General features: G+C 65.1%; 15 protein-coding genes and 2 pseudogenes. 8 read left to right on the top strand and 9 right to left on the bottom strand.

Features of this window, described 5'->3' with window-relative positions:
* Positions 1 to 42: 42 nt before the first annotated feature.
* Together bpln_RS07260 and bpln_RS07255 are read right to left on the bottom strand one after the other, a co-directional pair.
* The gene (locus tag bpln_RS07260) at positions 43 to 912 is read right to left on the bottom strand and encodes a type 1 glutamine amidotransferase domain-containing protein (protein WP_244131898.1); all 870 of its coding nucleotides are present in this window, start codon (positions 910 to 912) and stop codon (positions 43 to 45) included.
* 31 nt (positions 913 to 943) lie between these two features.
* The gene (locus tag bpln_RS07255; protein ID WP_055138455.1) at positions 944 to 1,753 is read right to left on the bottom strand and encodes an SDR family NAD(P)-dependent oxidoreductase; all 810 of its coding nucleotides are present in this window, start codon (positions 1,751 to 1,753) and stop codon (positions 944 to 946) included.
* 255 nt (positions 1,754 to 2,008) lie between these two features.
* On the opposite strand from bpln_RS07255, the pseudogene bpln_RS07250 reads away from it, so the two are divergent.
* Together bpln_RS07250 and bpln_RS07245 are read left to right on the top strand one after the other, a co-directional pair.
* A pseudogene (locus bpln_RS07250) lies at positions 2,009 to 3,076 on the top strand (NAD(P) transhydrogenase subunit alpha); the annotation flags it as partial.
* Between the two features lie 362 nt (positions 3,077 to 3,438).
* A complete protein-coding gene (locus bpln_RS07245; protein ID WP_055138454.1) occupies positions 3,439 to 4,386 on the top strand; it encodes a GlxA family transcriptional regulator in 948 nt (315 codons plus the stop codon).
* Here the strand turns inward: bpln_RS07245 and bpln_RS07240 are convergent.
* The 3 genes from bpln_RS07240 to bpln_RS07230 form a co-directional block, all read right to left on the bottom strand.
* A complete protein-coding gene (locus bpln_RS07240; protein WP_063891201.1) occupies positions 4,383 to 5,252 on the bottom strand; it encodes an NAD(P)-dependent oxidoreductase in 870 nt (289 codons plus the stop codon). The two genes, bpln_RS07245 and bpln_RS07240, sit on opposite strands and share 4 nt — an antisense overlap.
* Positions 5,253 to 5,311: 59 nt before the next feature.
* Positions 5,312 to 5,707, bottom strand: a complete 396-nt coding sequence (locus bpln_RS07235; RefSeq protein WP_055138452.1) for a hypothetical protein — start codon at positions 5,705 to 5,707, stop codon at positions 5,312 to 5,314.
* Positions 5,708 to 5,857: 150 nt separating this feature from the next.
* Positions 5,858 to 6,391 (bottom strand): MarR family winged helix-turn-helix transcriptional regulator, encoded by a 534-nt coding sequence (locus bpln_RS07230; protein WP_055138451.1) that lies wholly within the window; start codon positions 6,389 to 6,391, stop codon positions 5,858 to 5,860.
* Positions 6,392 to 6,547: 156 nt separating this feature from the next.
* On the opposite strand from bpln_RS07230, the gene bpln_RS07225 reads away from it, so the two are divergent.
* Together bpln_RS07225 and bpln_RS07220 are read left to right on the top strand one after the other, a co-directional pair.
* Positions 6,548 to 7,294, top strand: a complete 747-nt coding sequence (locus bpln_RS07225; protein ID WP_055138450.1) for an SDR family NAD(P)-dependent oxidoreductase — start codon at positions 6,548 to 6,550, stop codon at positions 7,292 to 7,294.
* Between the two features lie 64 nt (positions 7,295 to 7,358).
* Positions 7,359 to 7,799 (top strand): nuclear transport factor 2 family protein, encoded by a 441-nt coding sequence (locus bpln_RS07220; protein WP_055138449.1) that lies wholly within the window; start codon positions 7,359 to 7,361, stop codon positions 7,797 to 7,799.
* A 15-nt stretch (positions 7,800 to 7,814) separates the two neighbouring features.
* Here the strand turns inward: bpln_RS07220 and bpln_RS07215 are convergent, their stop codons facing one another.
* Positions 7,815 to 8,741 carry a LysR family transcriptional regulator gene (locus bpln_RS07215; RefSeq protein WP_063891198.1) on the bottom strand — a complete coding sequence of 309 codons (927 nt, stop codon included), beginning with the start codon at positions 8,739 to 8,741 and terminating at the stop codon, positions 7,815 to 7,817.
* Between the two features lie 98 nt (positions 8,742 to 8,839).
* On the opposite strand from bpln_RS07215, the gene bpln_RS07210 reads away from it, so the two are divergent.
* The 3 genes and pseudogenes from bpln_RS07210 to istA form a co-directional block, all read left to right on the top strand.
* Positions 8,840 to 9,232 carry a tautomerase family protein gene (locus tag bpln_RS07210; RefSeq protein ID WP_055138448.1) on the top strand — a complete coding sequence of 131 codons (393 nt, stop codon included), beginning with the start codon at positions 8,840 to 8,842 and terminating at the stop codon, positions 9,230 to 9,232.
* A gap of 47 nt (positions 9,233 to 9,279) precedes the next feature.
* Positions 9,280 to 10,164, top strand: a complete 885-nt coding sequence (locus tag bpln_RS07205; RefSeq protein WP_055138447.1) for a fumarylacetoacetate hydrolase family protein — start codon at positions 9,280 to 9,282, stop codon at positions 10,162 to 10,164.
* Positions 10,165 to 10,282: 118 nt separating this feature from the next.
* Positions 10,283 to 10,903: pseudogene (gene istA / locus bpln_RS33730) on the top strand (IS21 family transposase); the annotation flags it as partial.
* Between the two features lie 46 nt (positions 10,904 to 10,949).
* On the opposite strand, the gene bpln_RS37300 reads toward istA, so the two are convergent.
* Both bpln_RS37300 and bpln_RS07190 read right to left on the bottom strand, forming a co-directional pair.
* Positions 10,950 to 11,270: a hypothetical protein gene (locus bpln_RS37300; RefSeq protein ID WP_055138445.1), complete on the bottom strand. Its 321-nt coding sequence runs from the start codon at positions 11,268 to 11,270 to the stop codon at positions 10,950 to 10,952.
* A 74-nt stretch (positions 11,271 to 11,344) separates the two neighbouring features.
* Positions 11,345 to 12,913: a hypothetical protein gene (locus tag bpln_RS07190; RefSeq protein WP_055138444.1), complete on the bottom strand. Its 1,569-nt coding sequence runs from the start codon at positions 12,911 to 12,913 to the stop codon at positions 11,345 to 11,347.
* Between the two features lie 416 nt (positions 12,914 to 13,329).
* Between bpln_RS07190 and bpln_RS36635 the strand changes: the two genes are divergently transcribed.
* Entirely contained in the window at positions 13,330 to 13,494 is a 165-nt protein-coding gene (locus tag bpln_RS36635; protein ID WP_158336045.1) for a hypothetical protein, read from the top strand.
* A 112-nt stretch (positions 13,495 to 13,606) separates the two neighbouring features.
* Here bpln_RS36635 and bpln_RS07185 read toward each other — a convergent pair whose 3' ends face one another.
* Positions 13,607 to 14,218, bottom strand: a complete 612-nt coding sequence (locus tag bpln_RS07185; protein ID WP_055139471.1) for an ankyrin repeat domain-containing protein — start codon at positions 14,216 to 14,218, stop codon at positions 13,607 to 13,609.
* Positions 14,219 to 14,222 lie beyond the last annotated feature (4 nt).

The raw sequence follows: 14,222 nt of genomic DNA, 5'->3' as shown, positions 1-14,222 counted from the left end.
GGCCGGACGCCACGCGCCAGGCCGCGCCCATCGCAGACGAACTCAGTTCGTGCGGGCCTTCAGTTTCGCCACGAGGACGTCGCCGAATTCCGGTGCCGACATCGGCTGCTGCCCCGTGATCAGTTCGCGATCGACGACGACATTGCTGTGCCAGTTCGCCACCGTGTCGACGTGAGCGCCGGCCTCGGCCAGCGCGTTCACCGGATAGAACTGCACGTTGCCGCCGAGCCCGTTCGGACCTTCGAGCTGCTGCTCTTCGCCCGTCGAGAAGACGGTCAGCCGGTAACCGGCATAGGGCCAGCCCGCCGCGAACGAATTCGCCTTGCCGTCGTTGGCGACCATCGATGCGACGAAGGCATCCGGATCGTGCAGCGCGGACAGCAACACGATCGGCCCGTGACAGATGATCCCGGTCGGACGGCCGCTGTCGTGGAAGCTGACCAGGATCTTGCCGAGATTCCGGTCCTTGAGCAGGTCGACCATCGGCGCATGGCCGCCGGGGATAAAGAGACCGACATAACCGCCGGTTCCCTCGGAGACGACCGACGCCAGCGTCTTCGGATGCTTCAGTTGCGCGATGCCCTGCGCGTATTTCAGTGCGTCCGCGCGCGCGGCATCGTCGCCGCCGAAAAACAGCTTGTTGTTCGAGTTCGCGTCCATCACCGGCATGTCGCCGGCCGGATTGGCGATCACCGGCTCGTAGCCCGCCTCGACCAGCTTGCGGTACGGCACCACGAATTCGTTCAGGTAATAACCCGTCGAGTACTTCTTGCCGTCGCGCAGATCGAGCTCGTGCGCGCTCGACATGACAACCAGCACCTTGCCGCGCGACTGCGCCGACGCGCCCGCCGGCACTGCAAACGCGGTGGCCGTCGCGAGTATGGCCGCACCGATCTTGAGGATGTTCATCATCAATACCTTCCGAAAAAATGAGTGAGCCGATTCATGCGCCGGTCTTGGCATCCGCCATGTAGCGGGGAGCCGCCTTGGCGTTGGCGAAATGAGGCGTGAGCGCGCGGCGAGCCGCTTCCCATTGGGTCCAACCCTCGCCGTCGTGCAGCGTCGGGATCGTCACGAGCTCGCCCTGGTCGAGGCCCACGAGCGCGGCATCCACGAGGTCGGCGGCCGTCATCGTGCTGGCGGCTTCCTTCTGCTTCGCATAGCCGGCCACGTCCCAGAACTCGGTTGCCGTCGCCGCGGGCAGCACGGTCTGCACGCGCACGCCCTTGTCCGCGAGGTCGCGCTGAAGCGTGTGGCCGAAGCTCAACACATACGACTTCGATGCGCTGTACACACCGTTGAGCAGCTCGACCGCGATCCCGACGACCGAGCTGATGTTGATGATCGTGCCCGCACCCTTGCTGGCGAACACCGGTGCGACGGCATACGTCAGGCGCGTGAGCGCGGTGATGTTCAGGTTGATCATCGACTCCATCGTGTCGACGTCGCCGTTCAGAATCGACGCGACCGAGCCGATCCCCGCGTTGTTCACCAGCATCGTGATGCTGCCGTTATCGCGCAGGATGCCTTCGATCTTCGCGAGCGCGGCCTTGTCGTTCAGATCGGCGGCAACGGTCTCGACCGAGCGGCCGGTTTCGGCCGCGAGGCGGCGTGCCAGCGCGGTCAGACGGTCCTGGTTACGCGCCACCAGGATGAGGTCGTAGCCGCGTTTTGCGAGGCGGTCTGCGTAGATGGCGCCGATGCCAGCCGAGGCGCCGGTGATCAGCGCGGTGCCTTTCGTAGAGGTAGTCATGTCTTGTCCTTTCCGTGGGATTTGAGCCGACCGGGTGTCGGTTCGTGGGACGAATTCTGGCTTCCGCCGCGCTCATCCTCAATGTCATATATGCAAGGATTTCTGCCATTCGCACATTGACCGGAAACCTTGCAGATTCGTCCTTTGGAAGCGGCCCCCGAATACCCAAAATCGGCCCTGTAGTTGGTTCCGCACGGCGCCTTGCCTCCCGAAGGCGACCGGCGGAAAGAACCCGGACAAGACAGAGCGAAGCCGATGAATATAGGAATCCCTACTGAAACAAGGCCGCGCGAAACGCGTGTCGCCGCGACGCCCGAAACGATCAAGCGGTACGTTGCGCAAGGCCATCGAGTCACCGTGCAGTACGGTGCGGGCCTCGCGGCGAGTTATACGGACGATGCGTACGTGGCGGCCGGCGCCGAACTCGGCGACGCGGCGGCCGCGCTCGGCGCCGAACTCGTTCTCAAGGTGCGGACGCCGACCGACGTCGAGCTGCCGCTGCTCAAGCGCGGCGCGGTGCTGGTCGGCATGCTGGAACCCTTCGATCGCGACGCCGCGTCGAGGCTGGCCGCCGCCGGCGTCACCGCGTTCGCGCTCGAAGCCGCGCCGTGCACCACGCGCGCGCAAAGCCTCGACGTGCCGAGCTCGCCGGCGAACCTCGCCGGCTACAAGGCGGTGCTGCTCGCGGCGCATCTTTATCCGCGCTTCATGCCGATGCTGATGACCGCCGCCGGCACCGTGAAGGCAGCGCGTCTGCTGGTGCTCGGCGCGGGCGTGGCGGGCCTGCAGGCCATCGCGACGGCCAAACGCCTCGGCGCGGTGATCGAGGCGTCGGATGTGCGTGCGGCCGTGCGCGAGCAGATCGAATCGCTCGGCGCGAAATGCCTCGATGTGCCGTACGAAACCGACGAGGAGCGCGAGGCCGCCGAAGGGGTGGGCGGTTACGCGCGGCCGATGCCGCCGTCGTGGCTCGCGCGCCAGGCCACGCTCGTGGATGAGCGCGCGCGCCAGGCGGACATCGTGATCACGACCGCGCTGATTCCGGGTCGCGACGCGCCGACGCTACTGCCCGCCGACACCGTGCGGGCGATGAAGCCCGGCTCGGTCGTCATCGACCTGGCCGCAGGACGCAGACCGGTCGTGGACGAGGCCAGCGGCCGGCGCGGCGGCAACTGCCCGTTGGGCGAAGCCGACCAGGTGGTCACCCGCCATGGCGTACTGATCGGCGGCCACACGAACCTGGCGGCGATGGTGCCCGCGGACACATGTTCAATCCCGGTGGGCAATGCGCACTTCGTCGTGTCGGGCTTGATCGCACGGGAGCTCGCGCTGGCCGGCACGGGGCTCGCCCTCCTTCCCGAACTGGCGGTTTTCGCCGATCTGGCGCGGGGCAGCCTGGTGCGGGTCGGATCGGCCGATGCGTTGAACCTCGGGGAAATTTCCCTCGGCGTCCAGTACCAGCGATTCGCTTCGCTCCCCCGCCGCGTGCGCACCTTCGTCGACGCCGGCCTGTCGTACTGTCGGGCAGTCGGCGCGGCGCGCGACATGGATGCGCGCGGCGGCGAAAGCGCGGCGGCGTCGAATCCGGCCGCGCATAACGCCATGGATAACCCTCGCCCCCAGTCCGTGATGATGTCCGTTTTATGCTAGATTCAAACAATCAGGACATTCACCTGGCGGACGTCATGCACACCGTGGGACTCGTCGTTTATCCAAATTTCCAGTCGCTCGCGCTCGCGGTGGCGAGCGTGTTCGAGTACGCGAATCTGCTCCGCGGCGAGGAGGTGTACCACTTCCAGATCGTGTCCGAGCACGGTGGCGCGATCATGTCGTCGCAGGGCTTTTCGGTCAACACCGAACCGCTTGCCAAGGAGGGCTACGACACGCTGATCGTCTCCGGCGACAACGAATGCCGGCTTCCGTCGGCGACGCTGGTGGACTTTCTGCGCCGCGCGCCGTTCCACTCGCGGCGCATTGCGTCGATCTGCACGGGCGCGTTCGTCCTCGCGGCCGCCGGACTCCTCGACGGGAAACGGGCCACGACGCACTGGTATCACGCGCGGGATTTCAAGAAGCAGTATCCGAGCGTGCAGCTCGACGAGGACCGCATCTTCGTCGTGGATGGCCAGATCTGGACCTCGGCCGGAATGAGCGCGGGGGTGGATCTTTCCCTCGCGATCGTCGAAAGCGATTTCGGTATGGAAACGGCGCGCATGGTCGCGCGCAAGTTCGTGCTCTACCAACGTCGCGGCGGCGGGCAATCGCAATTCTCGACCCTGCTGGAACTGGACGCGCGCTCGGACCGCGTGCAAATGGCGCTGACCTACGCGAGCGAAAACCTGGCGAGCGATCTGTCGGTGGAACGTCTGGCGGAGGCGGCACGGTTGAGCCCGCGCCAGTTTAGCCGCGTGTTCCGCGAGGAGACGGGGCAATCCCCCGCCAAGGCGGTCGAGCGGCTGCGTGTCGAAGCCGCCCGCCTGATGATGGAAACGACCCGCCACCCGATCGAAATCATTGCGAGAGAGACCGGATTCGGCGATCGCGAGCGCATGCGCCAGGCGTTTCTACGCGCCTTCGGGCAACCCCCGCAGACCATACAGCGAGCCTCGGGAGTCGCGCCGCTCGTGAACTAGGACTTGTTGAACCAGTAGGCGGGCAGGTACGCGCAGTCCTGTTTGCCCAAACCGTGAGCGCTCGCTTCGTCCATCGCGACGAGCGCCTGCTCGGCCGTTGGCAACGCGATGCCGCGCGCCTGCCCTTCGTCGAGCATCGAGCGCAAGTCCTTGCGCATCGAATCGATGTCGAAGGTCGCCGCGACCGTCTCGTCGCCGCCAAGAATCGCCGCGACTGGTCCCGAGCGTGCCTTGAGCACGTTCGCCGCGCCGGCCGTGTCGGCAAAGAACTGCACCAGCCACGCCGGATCCTTCCCCAGATGACGGACGAGCGCCAGCGCTTCGCCAAAGCTCTGCCAGAACACGACCAGCGGCAGATTGATCGCAAGCTTCGCCGCGGCCCCGGCGCCCACCGGACCCATGTGCTCGATCCGGCGACACAGCTTTTCCAGCACGGGACGCGCGGCTTCGCAATCGGCCGCGTCGCCGCCCACCAGCCCGAGCAGCTGGCCGGCGCGCGCCGGTCCGGTCGTGCCGCCGACCGGGCACTCGACGAACGTCCCGCCCGCCTGCCTGACGTCCTTTGCCAGCGCCTCCTGCTCGTGCGGACGCACCGTACTCATGTCGATGAAGAGCTTGCCGCCGGCCGCGGCCAGCAGGCCGTCCGGGCCCTGGTACGCGGCCTGTACCGCGGTCGCATCGAACAGGATCGACACGACCGCGTCGCTTCGTTCGGCCAGCTCGCGAGGCGTATCCACCACCGGCAAGCCGGTCGCCTCCGCCTTTGCGCGTGAGCGATTCCAGACGACGACCTCCGCGCCCGTGTCCTTCAGACGCGCCGCGATCGCGGCGCCCATTTTGCCGGTTCCGGCAATACCTATACGCATGATGAGGGGACTCCGTCAATGAAGTGTCTGGTCGGGCAAGCCGCTGCTCGCCCGGCGATCTACTGCTCGCCGGGCGTCCACTCCGGGCTGTAGCCGCCAAGCGCCGGGTGATACATTTCATCGCCGGAATGTTGTGTGAATTCGACGTTGAGCCGGTCCTCGCGCAAGCCGAGAATCACCACGCAATGCGCGCAAAGCGCCTGCGCCACTTCCATGCGCTGCTCGGGCGGGCGGCCCTTTCGAATATCCAGCATCATCACGGCAACCGGGACAGGCAGTTCGCCCGCCTCGGCAATGCGCCAGACCCCGCCTTGCCCCAGCTCCCGGATCGCGACGCTGATACGCCGAATATCGACCGACATCATCCGCGCATAGGTCTCGCTCATTTTGCTGGCGAGCAGCAGCTTTGTTTCCACCGAATAGTGGTCGTTCACGTCCAGTTGCAGATAGGGCATGGTATTCAGAATTCCGGGGGGTTGATCGAACTCGGTGCGGCATCGGCCTGTTCAGAGGCCGCCGGCCGATTCTGGCACCCGGCTCGCCGCCCTCACAATGTCGGATAAGCAATGATTCCAGACACTGCGCGTCGATCTGCGGCCTGCCGTCTACGAACCCTTCCGGTTTGCGGCGTGGGTGCCGTGATACGCCGCAAGGAAATCGTCGGATGCGATGTGGTCGGCGAGCGCCCGCAAAGCCGCGGCCGAGTCCGGTCCCAAGACCTGTTCGACACGCTGGTTCACGGCCACCCAGCGCACGTAAGCGTCCTCCAGACAGGCATGGCCGGCGGGCGTCAGCGCGACCCGCTTCGTGCGTCCGTCCTGCTCGTCCTGCCGCAACTCGACCAGACCGTCGCGAACCGGCGGCCTGAGCGCGTGCGTGACGGCGGAAATCTGGATCGCGAGCTTCGCGGCCAGATCCTGCAACGTCGGCGGCACGCCATCGTTGCCGCTCGTCAGCCGATGGATCTCGGCCAATAGCCCCACCTGCGTCGCCTTCAGCCCGAGGGGGCCGAACGCGTCGTCGTACAGCGTCCCCAGCCGGCGGGCCGCGCGGCGCAGCGCCGTGTTCGTGCATGCCACGACGTCGGCAAGATCCTTCTTGTCCGCTTTCGCCTTGCCTCGCTTGCGCACTGTAGTCATTTCATCAAGTTCCGATCCCAAAACGAAAGAATGGTTGAGTACAGCACTATTGACAAGTGCCGGCGACGCCGCCTTATACTTGAGCACTCAAGTATAAAGTTGAGCACTCAAGTCAAAAACGGATAGCCCGCTATCCACTATCTGAAAGGTCCACGCATGAAACTCAATGGCAAAGTCGCGATCGTGACCGGCGGCAGTTCGGGAATCGGCCTGGCAACCGCGCGAGCGTTGATCGCAGAAGGCGCACACGTGTATGTCACCGGCCGCCGCGAGGACGAACTGAAAGCGGCTGCCGCTCGACTCGGCGAACGCGCGACGCCCGTTCAGGGCGACGTGGCGAATCCGGCGCAGGTCGACGCGCTCTACGAGCGGGTCCGCGCGCAACACGGACGGGTCGACATCGTATTCGCGAATGCAGGGTTTGCCGCGCCGGCCCCCGTCGACAGCCTGAGCGACGAGCATGTCGACGCGCTGCTGAACACCAACGTCAAAGGCGTGATCTGGACGGTACAGAAGGCGCTGCCGCTGATGCAGGCCGGCGGCTCGATCATCCTCAGCGGATCGATCGTCGCGAGCAAAGGCTTCGGCAACTGGAGCGTGTACAGCGCGACCAAGGCCGCCGTCCGCTCGTTTGCCCGCACGTGGTCGTCGGACCTCAAGGGCCGCGATATCCGCGTCAACGTCGTGAGCCCCGGCGTCATCGAAACACCCGCGTACGACAGCATGTACGCGACGAAAGACGAAGTCGGCAGCTTCTTCGACTTCGCCGCCAGCCTCACCCCGCTCGCGCGCACCGGTCGCGACGACGAGGTCGCGAAGGTCGTCGCGTTCCTCGCGTCCGACGACAGCAGCTTCATGACGGGAAGCGAGGTCTTCGTCGACGGCGGCATAGCCCAAGTCTGAAACACCCTCGACCTTAACGCGAAATCCCGGACAGGGGACTTCGCCCAGCCACAGGAGCGCGCTCATGTCGACCGCCCGGGAATTGATCGCCGAATTCTTCGATTGCCTGAGAAACCTCGACACGTCGGTCGATCGCTGCGCCGATCTGTTCGCCGACGACGGAGTATTCGAACTCCCCTATTTTCCAAGCATCGGGATCAATCCCCGGTTCGAGGGAAAGGACGCGATTCGCGGCGCGTTCGAGTTGATCCGCTCGCATTTCTCGTCGTTCGTGTTGTCGAACATCGAGATCCACGAGCTCAAGAACGGCGATGGCCTGTTCGCGGAGTACCATTCGGACGGCTTCATCGATGGCACGCAGCGGGTGTACGCGCAGGACTATGCCAGCCGGCTCGTCGTGGAAAACGGCAAGATCAAGCTGCTGCGCGAATATCTGAACATCATCGCCACCGCACGCATGCTGCTGCCCAACGGGCTCGCGGATGTCCCCGAAGCCGCGACGTAAGCGGGCAGCGCCGGGTTACGCGAGATCGGCACCGGCATCCGCGCGGGTCGGCTGCTGGAAGGAAGCCGCAACCGACTCCGCAAGCACGTCGACCGCGCGCCGAAAGTTGCCCGGATAGCGCGGAAACACGAGCCACACGTCCAGCGCCAGCGAGAAGTCGCTGACTTCGACGATGCTTAGCTGCGAGCGCCACGGGCTCGCGTGCAACACGTCCGTCGGCACGAGGCCGAGCCCGAGGCCGCTGGCCACCAGACGGAGCTGCATGTCCGTCCCATAGGTATCGATGCTCAACCGAAAGCGCTGCCCCCGATTGGCCATCGCGCGCTCGAGCGCGGCCCGATAACCGCAGCCGTCCGGGTTCAGTATCCACCCGTGCGCGGACAGCGCTTCCACCGTCGCATGGGCATCGACCACGGGCCTGCCCGCGCTCTGCACCACCTTCACGTCGAAGCTGGTCACCAGACTGCTGCCGAACTCCCCCGACAGCGAGGCTCCCGCCGGCAGCATCAGCAACGCGGCGTCGAGCGATCCGTTTTCGACCATGCGCTGCAAACCGACGCTCCAGTCGGTAAGCAACCTCACGTCGAGCGCAGGAAAGCGCGCCTTCATGGTCGTGACGGCATCGAACAGCACGATGTCCGCGACGGCCTGCGGCAAGCCGAAGCGCAGCGTCCCCGACGGCGGCGAATCTTCGCGGGCAATGTCCTGAAGCTGGTTCAGCGCGCGCAGCACCGGCACCGCCTGTTCGTAGACCCGGCTCGCCAGCGCCGTCGGTCGCGGCGGCTTCGCGTTCCGATCGAACAGCGTGGCGCCGAGCACCTCTTCGAGCCGCTGTATGCGCTTCGATATCGTCGATTGCGACACGCACAGCAGATCGGCCGCGCGCGTCAGCGAAGTCTCGTCGACTACCGCGATGAACGATTTCAGTTCGTCAATCATCATGCCAACTCGTCATCATTTCAATGAAAATCATTCGCTTGTAGAAACTTACTCGCCAGCCTACTCTTGATCGCAGTCGCACACCAGTTCACGGAGAAAAAATGCCCCTCGTACGAATCAATCTGTCGAAAGATGCCTCGCCCGAAGTCGTCAAGGCTGTCAGCGATACGGTCTACGAAGCGATGACCACGGTCGCCAACGTACCGGCGAACGACAAGTTCCAGATCATTTCGCGCCATGCGCCGGACGAACTCGTCTATCCGCCCGACGGCTATCTGGGCGTGACTTACACGCCGGGCATCGTGTTTATCCAGGTCACCTGGAACGCCGGGCGCACGATCGACGTGAAAAAAGCCTTCTACCGCGCGATTGCTGACGGCATCCACGCGAAGGTCGGCGTGCGCAAGGAAGACGTGTGGATCAGCCTCGTGGACGTGGCGCGCGAAGACTGGTCCTTCGGCAACGGCGAAATGCAATACGCGCCGAAAGCGTAATCCGGCCTCCCCTTGCGTCGCTTGTTCCATCAGACGGGATTTTCACCATGCGCTTTGCCAACATCACGCTGAACGGCCAGCCGACTGTGTCGCTGGTATCAGCCGACGAGACTGCCTTCTGGCCGGTGCAAGACCTGGTGCCCGGCTTTGCCGGAGACATGGTCGAGCTGGTTCGGCAATACGACGCCATCAAGGGCGAGTTGGTCCCGTCCTCGACGGGCCAGCCGCTACGGCAGGCACACCTGCTCGCGCCGCTGGACCGGCCGCGACGCAATATCTTCTGCGTGGGAAAGAACTATCACGAACACGCGGCGGAGTTTCAGCGTTCGGGCTTCGATCACAGCGCAAAGGATGGGGAACACGCGCCCGAGGCGCCGGTGATTTTCACCAAGCCGTCGTCGACCATCATCGGTCCGGGCGCGATCATTCCGCGGCACGCCAACGTCACCTCGCAGCTCGACTACGAGGCCGAACTGGGCGTGATTATCGGCCGGGCCGGCGCGGGCATTGCGAAGGCCGACGCGATGAAGCATGTGTTCGGCTACACGGTCATCAACGACTTCACCGCGCGCGATCTTCAGAAGCGGCACCGGCAGTGGTTTATCGGCAAATCGCTCGACGGTTTTTGTCCGATGGGGCCGTACCTCGTCACCGCCGACGAGGTGGACGGCCAGAACGTGGACGTGAAGTGCTGGGTGAACGGCGAGTTGCGCCAGAACGCCAACACGCAGCAGCTGATTTTCGATATTCCAACGTTGATCGAGACGCTCTCGGCGGGCATCGAACTCCAGCCTGGAGATATCATCGCGACCGGTACGCCGGCCGGAGTCGGTATTGGATTCAATCCACCGAAATTCCTGCAATCTGGCGACATTATCCGCATTGAAATCAAGAACGTTGGAATACTCGAGAACCAAGTCGGTGACTACTGAACTGTGTTGATGTCCACGCAGAACTGACCCACTAGGGGCCGTAATTTTCATCGAATTTTGACCCGCGTGATTGAATGCCCTGCTCAATCCTTGAGCAGGGGATACAAAGGTGATCACGGTGGGCATATTGGCCAGGATCAGGCGGATGTATTTCCGCGAGAAGGTCCCGCTGCGCGAGATTGCGAGGCGTACGGGCCTGTCCCGAAACACGGTGCGCAACTGGCTACGGCAGACCGATGCCGTCGAGCCGAAGTATCCGAAGCGCGTCAGCCCGAGCGTCGTCGACGACCGGGCCGCACAATTGACCGGATGGTTACGGGCGGACCGTCATCGGCCAAAGCGTGACCGGCGCACCGCGCGGTTCATGTTCGAGGCGATCCGCGGCGAGGGTTATGCCGGCGGCTACGGCCGCGTCAGCGCGTTTGTTCGGCGCTGGCACGAGGAGCAGGCCGCCGCGCCGCGCGGAAAGGCCTACGTGCCACTCGCCTTCGAATCCGGCGAAGCCTTCCAGTTTGACCGGAGCTGCGAATACGCTGTTATTGGCGGCCTGCGGCGACGCCTGGAGGTCGCTCACGTCAAACTCAATTCCAGCCGCGCGTTCTGGCTCGTTGCCTATCCCACGCAGAGTCACGAGATGCTGTTCGATGCGCATGCCCGTGCATTCGCCGCGTTCGGCGGTGTGCCCCGGCGCGCCATCTACGACAATATGAAGAAACGCCTCGTCGTCGGTCGCGGGCGTCGCGACGAATTGGTAGGCGTGCGCCCGGCACCGCGGGCGGTGTCGATCAACTTTCATGGGTCCCGCCCTGACGATCGGCGTCGGCGCTGGTACGGGCCAACTCGTCGGCTGCAACCCGGGCCGAGGCGCTGGCCTCGAGCGCGTACAGTCTCCAGTAGTCGTCCATGAACGACGCTCGCCGGTAGGGATCAAAATGCGCTGCCACCCGCGCGTGCCACATGGAGTACACGGCGCTTGCTGCGGCCAGTTCCGCGCGCTCGCCGCTGGCTTCGCCGGCTGCCCGACACGTGGCCGCGTGGGCCAGATGTCGGGTCATATTCTGCCCGACGTGGCGAGTCAGTTGCACGTCGCTCAGGCTTTTGCTCATCGGCCTCACGCTCCGGTTGCGCCGCCGCGGAGGAAATCGCGGCGTCCCGGGCACCGCGATTCAGGCTGAGGCGGTCATCGTGGCGCGTTCGGAGCCGGGGCGACATCGCCCATCTCGACGTCACCGGGCGGCTGCTCGTCGATGCGCGCGGCGCCCGGTACCGTGGCGCGCGCCTGATGGAGGAATGCCTGGTACAGCGTATTGCCGATGCCGGACAGGACCTCCTTCATCTGCGTGGAGTCGAGTTGGGACAGCCGGTGCATCCCCGCCTCCAGCCCGCGCGCCGACGCGTCGCCGACGAGTCCCGGCAGCGTCGCGTTCATCGCCATCAACGTCAGCGAGCCGATCAACAGGCCGCTTACCCCTTTTTCCATGAAACCGTCGGCGAACTTGTTGGCGGTCAGCATGGCCAGCATGACAACGCTGAGCCCCGCGAAGGTCTTGAATTCGTCGAGCGAGTCCTTGCGGCTCATGTTCGGATCGCCGACGAAGCTGCTCATCAGCGCGGTCGTGAAAACGGCGTCCGAGCCAAGATCGACGACGCCGATCATGTCCGGAATCATCAGCGCCGCTGTGGTGCCCGTGACGAGGCCGGTGAACACCGCCAGCGCGGCTTTCGCCTTGCGGTCGGGATTACTGCCGCCACCGTCGCTCTCGCCGAGCGCATGCATCGCATCCTCGGCGAGAGCGCCGTAAGCGCCGAGCGCGAGTTGCACCTGCTTCGATACCAGCGGGCTCAGGGCCTTGACGTCGCCGGCAGTGAACGCATCGCGCGTGTCGCGCAGCGCGTCGGTCTCCGCGAGAACGAGCTTGCGCACCTCGGCAAGCGCGTCGTGCATAGTGGAGCTCATCTTCTCGCCGGCGGCCTTCAATTCCGGCTCCGGCGATTTCCTGAACCATTGGGAAAGCTTCTGGCGCGACTCCTTGGGCAAGAAACCGAGGAACAGCATGGCGGTCGAGACGAGCGCGGCGGCGCCATCGACGCCGAGATTCGAACTCAAATGCTTCGACGGCTTCAGGAACGTCGGTAGCACGAACTCGCAGGCCTGCATCACGTTCGCGTAGTTGCGCGCCATGGCCCGATCGATCATCAAGCCCTTGCCGGCCGTCGGCGTACGGAGCATCCCGATGCTTTCCAGCACGGTCTTCGTCGACAGCGCGAACAGCTCGGCCGCGAACTGCTGCTGCCGCGGCGAACCGATCAGCGGCACGATGAACGGCACGACGCCGAGCGCCAGGTTTCCGGCCACGAACGCGGCGCGCGTGCCGAGGCTCCTGGTGCTGTTCAGCTCCTGGAGCGCGGCTCTGGCGCCCACGAGCTTCGAGCGCATGCCGGCGACGATCTCGGCCGGCAGGCCGTCGCGACCGGGGACGCTCTCGAGTCGCGCGAGCCGCGCCTCGATCGCATCGAGGTTGCGAAGCAGGCGCGGCAAGTTCGCGCCCTCGCTGGACGGGTCGCGCAGTTGCGCGATGAACTGCTGATCGTCCTGCGTCTTTCGCAGCGCGAGCAACGAGGTGGCGTCGATCATGCGCAGTGCCTTCACGCCGCGGCTTGGCGGCGATGCACCGTCGCCCGGGCGAATTGGTTCGCCGTGAGCTTCGAGCGCGGGCAGCGCGATTTCAAGGTCGGCGCCGTGCGCCATGACGGGCGGCGCGCTCTGGGCGCGGCGCGGCGATCGGGTCGGCAGCGCGTCAAGCGCGGCGGGCCGTTCCGAGGTCGTGCGGCCGCGTGAAGCGAGGTTCTCGGGAGCCGGCGTCGGCGACGCAACGTCGTCGGTAACGGCGGCGGCGAGGGAGGCGGTGGAATGACGATTGACTTGACTGGGCATGGTTGTTGGGACAACGGGACGCGATCGATTGCAATGCGCCGTGCCCGTCGCGTCCGTCCGGGCGGTAGCTTGATAGAGGGGACGCTATTGTCCGTAGATGGCCGGCGCGCGGTAGATCCGAGATACGAAGCACGCGGCGGCGCCGCGAACCGACGATATCTGCGGGCGGCTGAAAAATCGGGCCTATCCGCGATTTCGTGGGCGAGGCATGATTCGAACCGCCGCAGCGAGTGAAAATCGAAGTGACCGCAGGCCGCCTGATCCTGACACCGATCCCCGAGGAAGAACGCGACCATCTTGGCCGGGACGGATTCCCGATCACCGATTCCCTGCCGGGATCGAGGCGTCGCCACCGATATCAAGGCCGGCGCAAGGCAAGCGAATCCACCGATTGATCCAGCAATCGACCTCGAAATGCACCCCTGAAAACACAAAGCGCGCGATGGCCAGCCGGGCCACGCGCGCCATCGGCGCACTCCAGGAAAATCGCCCAACCTCAAGCCAAATTCACCGCGTCGCCCCCACCGTCAACAACGCCCGATACGCCTCCTGGTTCCCCTGCTGCTGCGCGAGCCGCAACGCCGTGGTCCCCCGCGCATCCGCATGATCGGGATCCGCCCCACGCTTGACGAGTTCAGGCAGCAAATCCAGCCGCCCGAACAACGCGGCAAACGACAGCGCCGTCTCCCCTGCGTTATTCACCTGATCGATGGGACAGGAAGCCGTCATCAACCGCCGCGCGATATCGAGTTCGCCTTTGAAAATCGCCCCCATCAGCGCGGTATTCCCGTTCTTGTCGCCGGCACACGCATTCGCCCCATGCGCAAGCAAGAACGCCATCGCCTCCGGCTGCGCGTCATACGCCGTGAGAATCAACGCCGTATACCCACGCGAGGTCACCGCATCGACCGGATACCCCGCCTGCAGCAGCGCGTCGAGAATATCCGTGCGCCCGAGTCGCGCCGCCGCGAACCAGTCGTCGTCGTAATGGTGGATATCCTGCACGGTCGCGCCCGCCTCGGGCTTGTGCAATTCGGGCGCGGCGCAAGCACCGAGCGAAACCAGCAGTGCGGGCAGCACGGCCTTGACGAGCGCGGATGAGAACCTGCGGAACGGCATGACA

It is taken from the genome of Burkholderia plantarii, assembly GCF_001411805.1.
GTDB classification, from domain to species: Bacteria; Pseudomonadota; Gammaproteobacteria; order Burkholderiales; family Burkholderiaceae; genus Burkholderia; species Burkholderia plantarii.
This window is presented reverse-complemented; position numbering and strand designations above follow the sequence as displayed.

Bases quoted from the DNA above. Each gene is read 5' to 3' on its own strand.
- bpln_RS07240 (WP_063891201.1), bottom strand. From the start codon at position 5,252: ATGCGTATAGGTATTGCCGGAACCGGCAAAATGGGCGCCGCGATCGCG.
- bpln_RS07255 (WP_055138455.1), bottom strand. From the start codon at position 1,753: ATGACTACCTCTACGAAAGGCACCGCGCTGATCACCGGCGCCTCGGCT.
- bpln_RS37300 (WP_055138445.1), bottom strand. From the start codon at position 11,270: ATGAGCAAAAGCCTGAGCGACGTGCAACTGACTCGCCACGTCGGGCAG.
- bpln_RS07260 (WP_244131898.1), bottom strand. From the start codon at position 912: ATGATGAACATCCTCAAGATCGGTGCGGCCATACTCGCGACGGCCACC.
- bpln_RS07220 (WP_055138449.1), top strand. From the start codon at position 7,359: ATGTCGACCGCCCGGGAATTGATCGCCGAATTCTTCGATTGCCTGAGA.
- bpln_RS07215 (WP_063891198.1), bottom strand. From the start codon at position 8,741: ATGATGATTGACGAACTGAAATCGTTCATCGCGGTAGTCGACGAGACT.
- bpln_RS07225 (WP_055138450.1), top strand. From the start codon at position 6,548: ATGAAACTCAATGGCAAAGTCGCGATCGTGACCGGCGGCAGTTCGGGA.
- bpln_RS07205 (WP_055138447.1), top strand. From the start codon at position 9,280: ATGCGCTTTGCCAACATCACGCTGAACGGCCAGCCGACTGTGTCGCTG.
- bpln_RS07210 (WP_055138448.1), top strand. From the start codon at position 8,840: ATGCCCCTCGTACGAATCAATCTGTCGAAAGATGCCTCGCCCGAAGTC.
- bpln_RS07235 (WP_055138452.1), bottom strand. From the start codon at position 5,707: ATGCCCTATCTGCAACTGGACGTGAACGACCACTATTCGGTGGAAACA.
- bpln_RS07190 (WP_055138444.1), bottom strand. From the start codon at position 12,913: ATGGCGCACGGCGCCGACCTTGAAATCGCGCTGCCCGCGCTCGAAGCT.
- bpln_RS07245 (WP_055138454.1), top strand. From the start codon at position 3,439: ATGCACACCGTGGGACTCGTCGTTTATCCAAATTTCCAGTCGCTCGCG.
- bpln_RS07230 (WP_055138451.1), bottom strand. From the start codon at position 6,391: ATGACTACAGTGCGCAAGCGAGGCAAGGCGAAAGCGGACAAGAAGGAT.
- bpln_RS07185 (WP_055139471.1), bottom strand. From the start codon at position 14,218: ATGCCGTTCCGCAGGTTCTCATCCGCGCTCGTCAAGGCCGTGCTGCCC.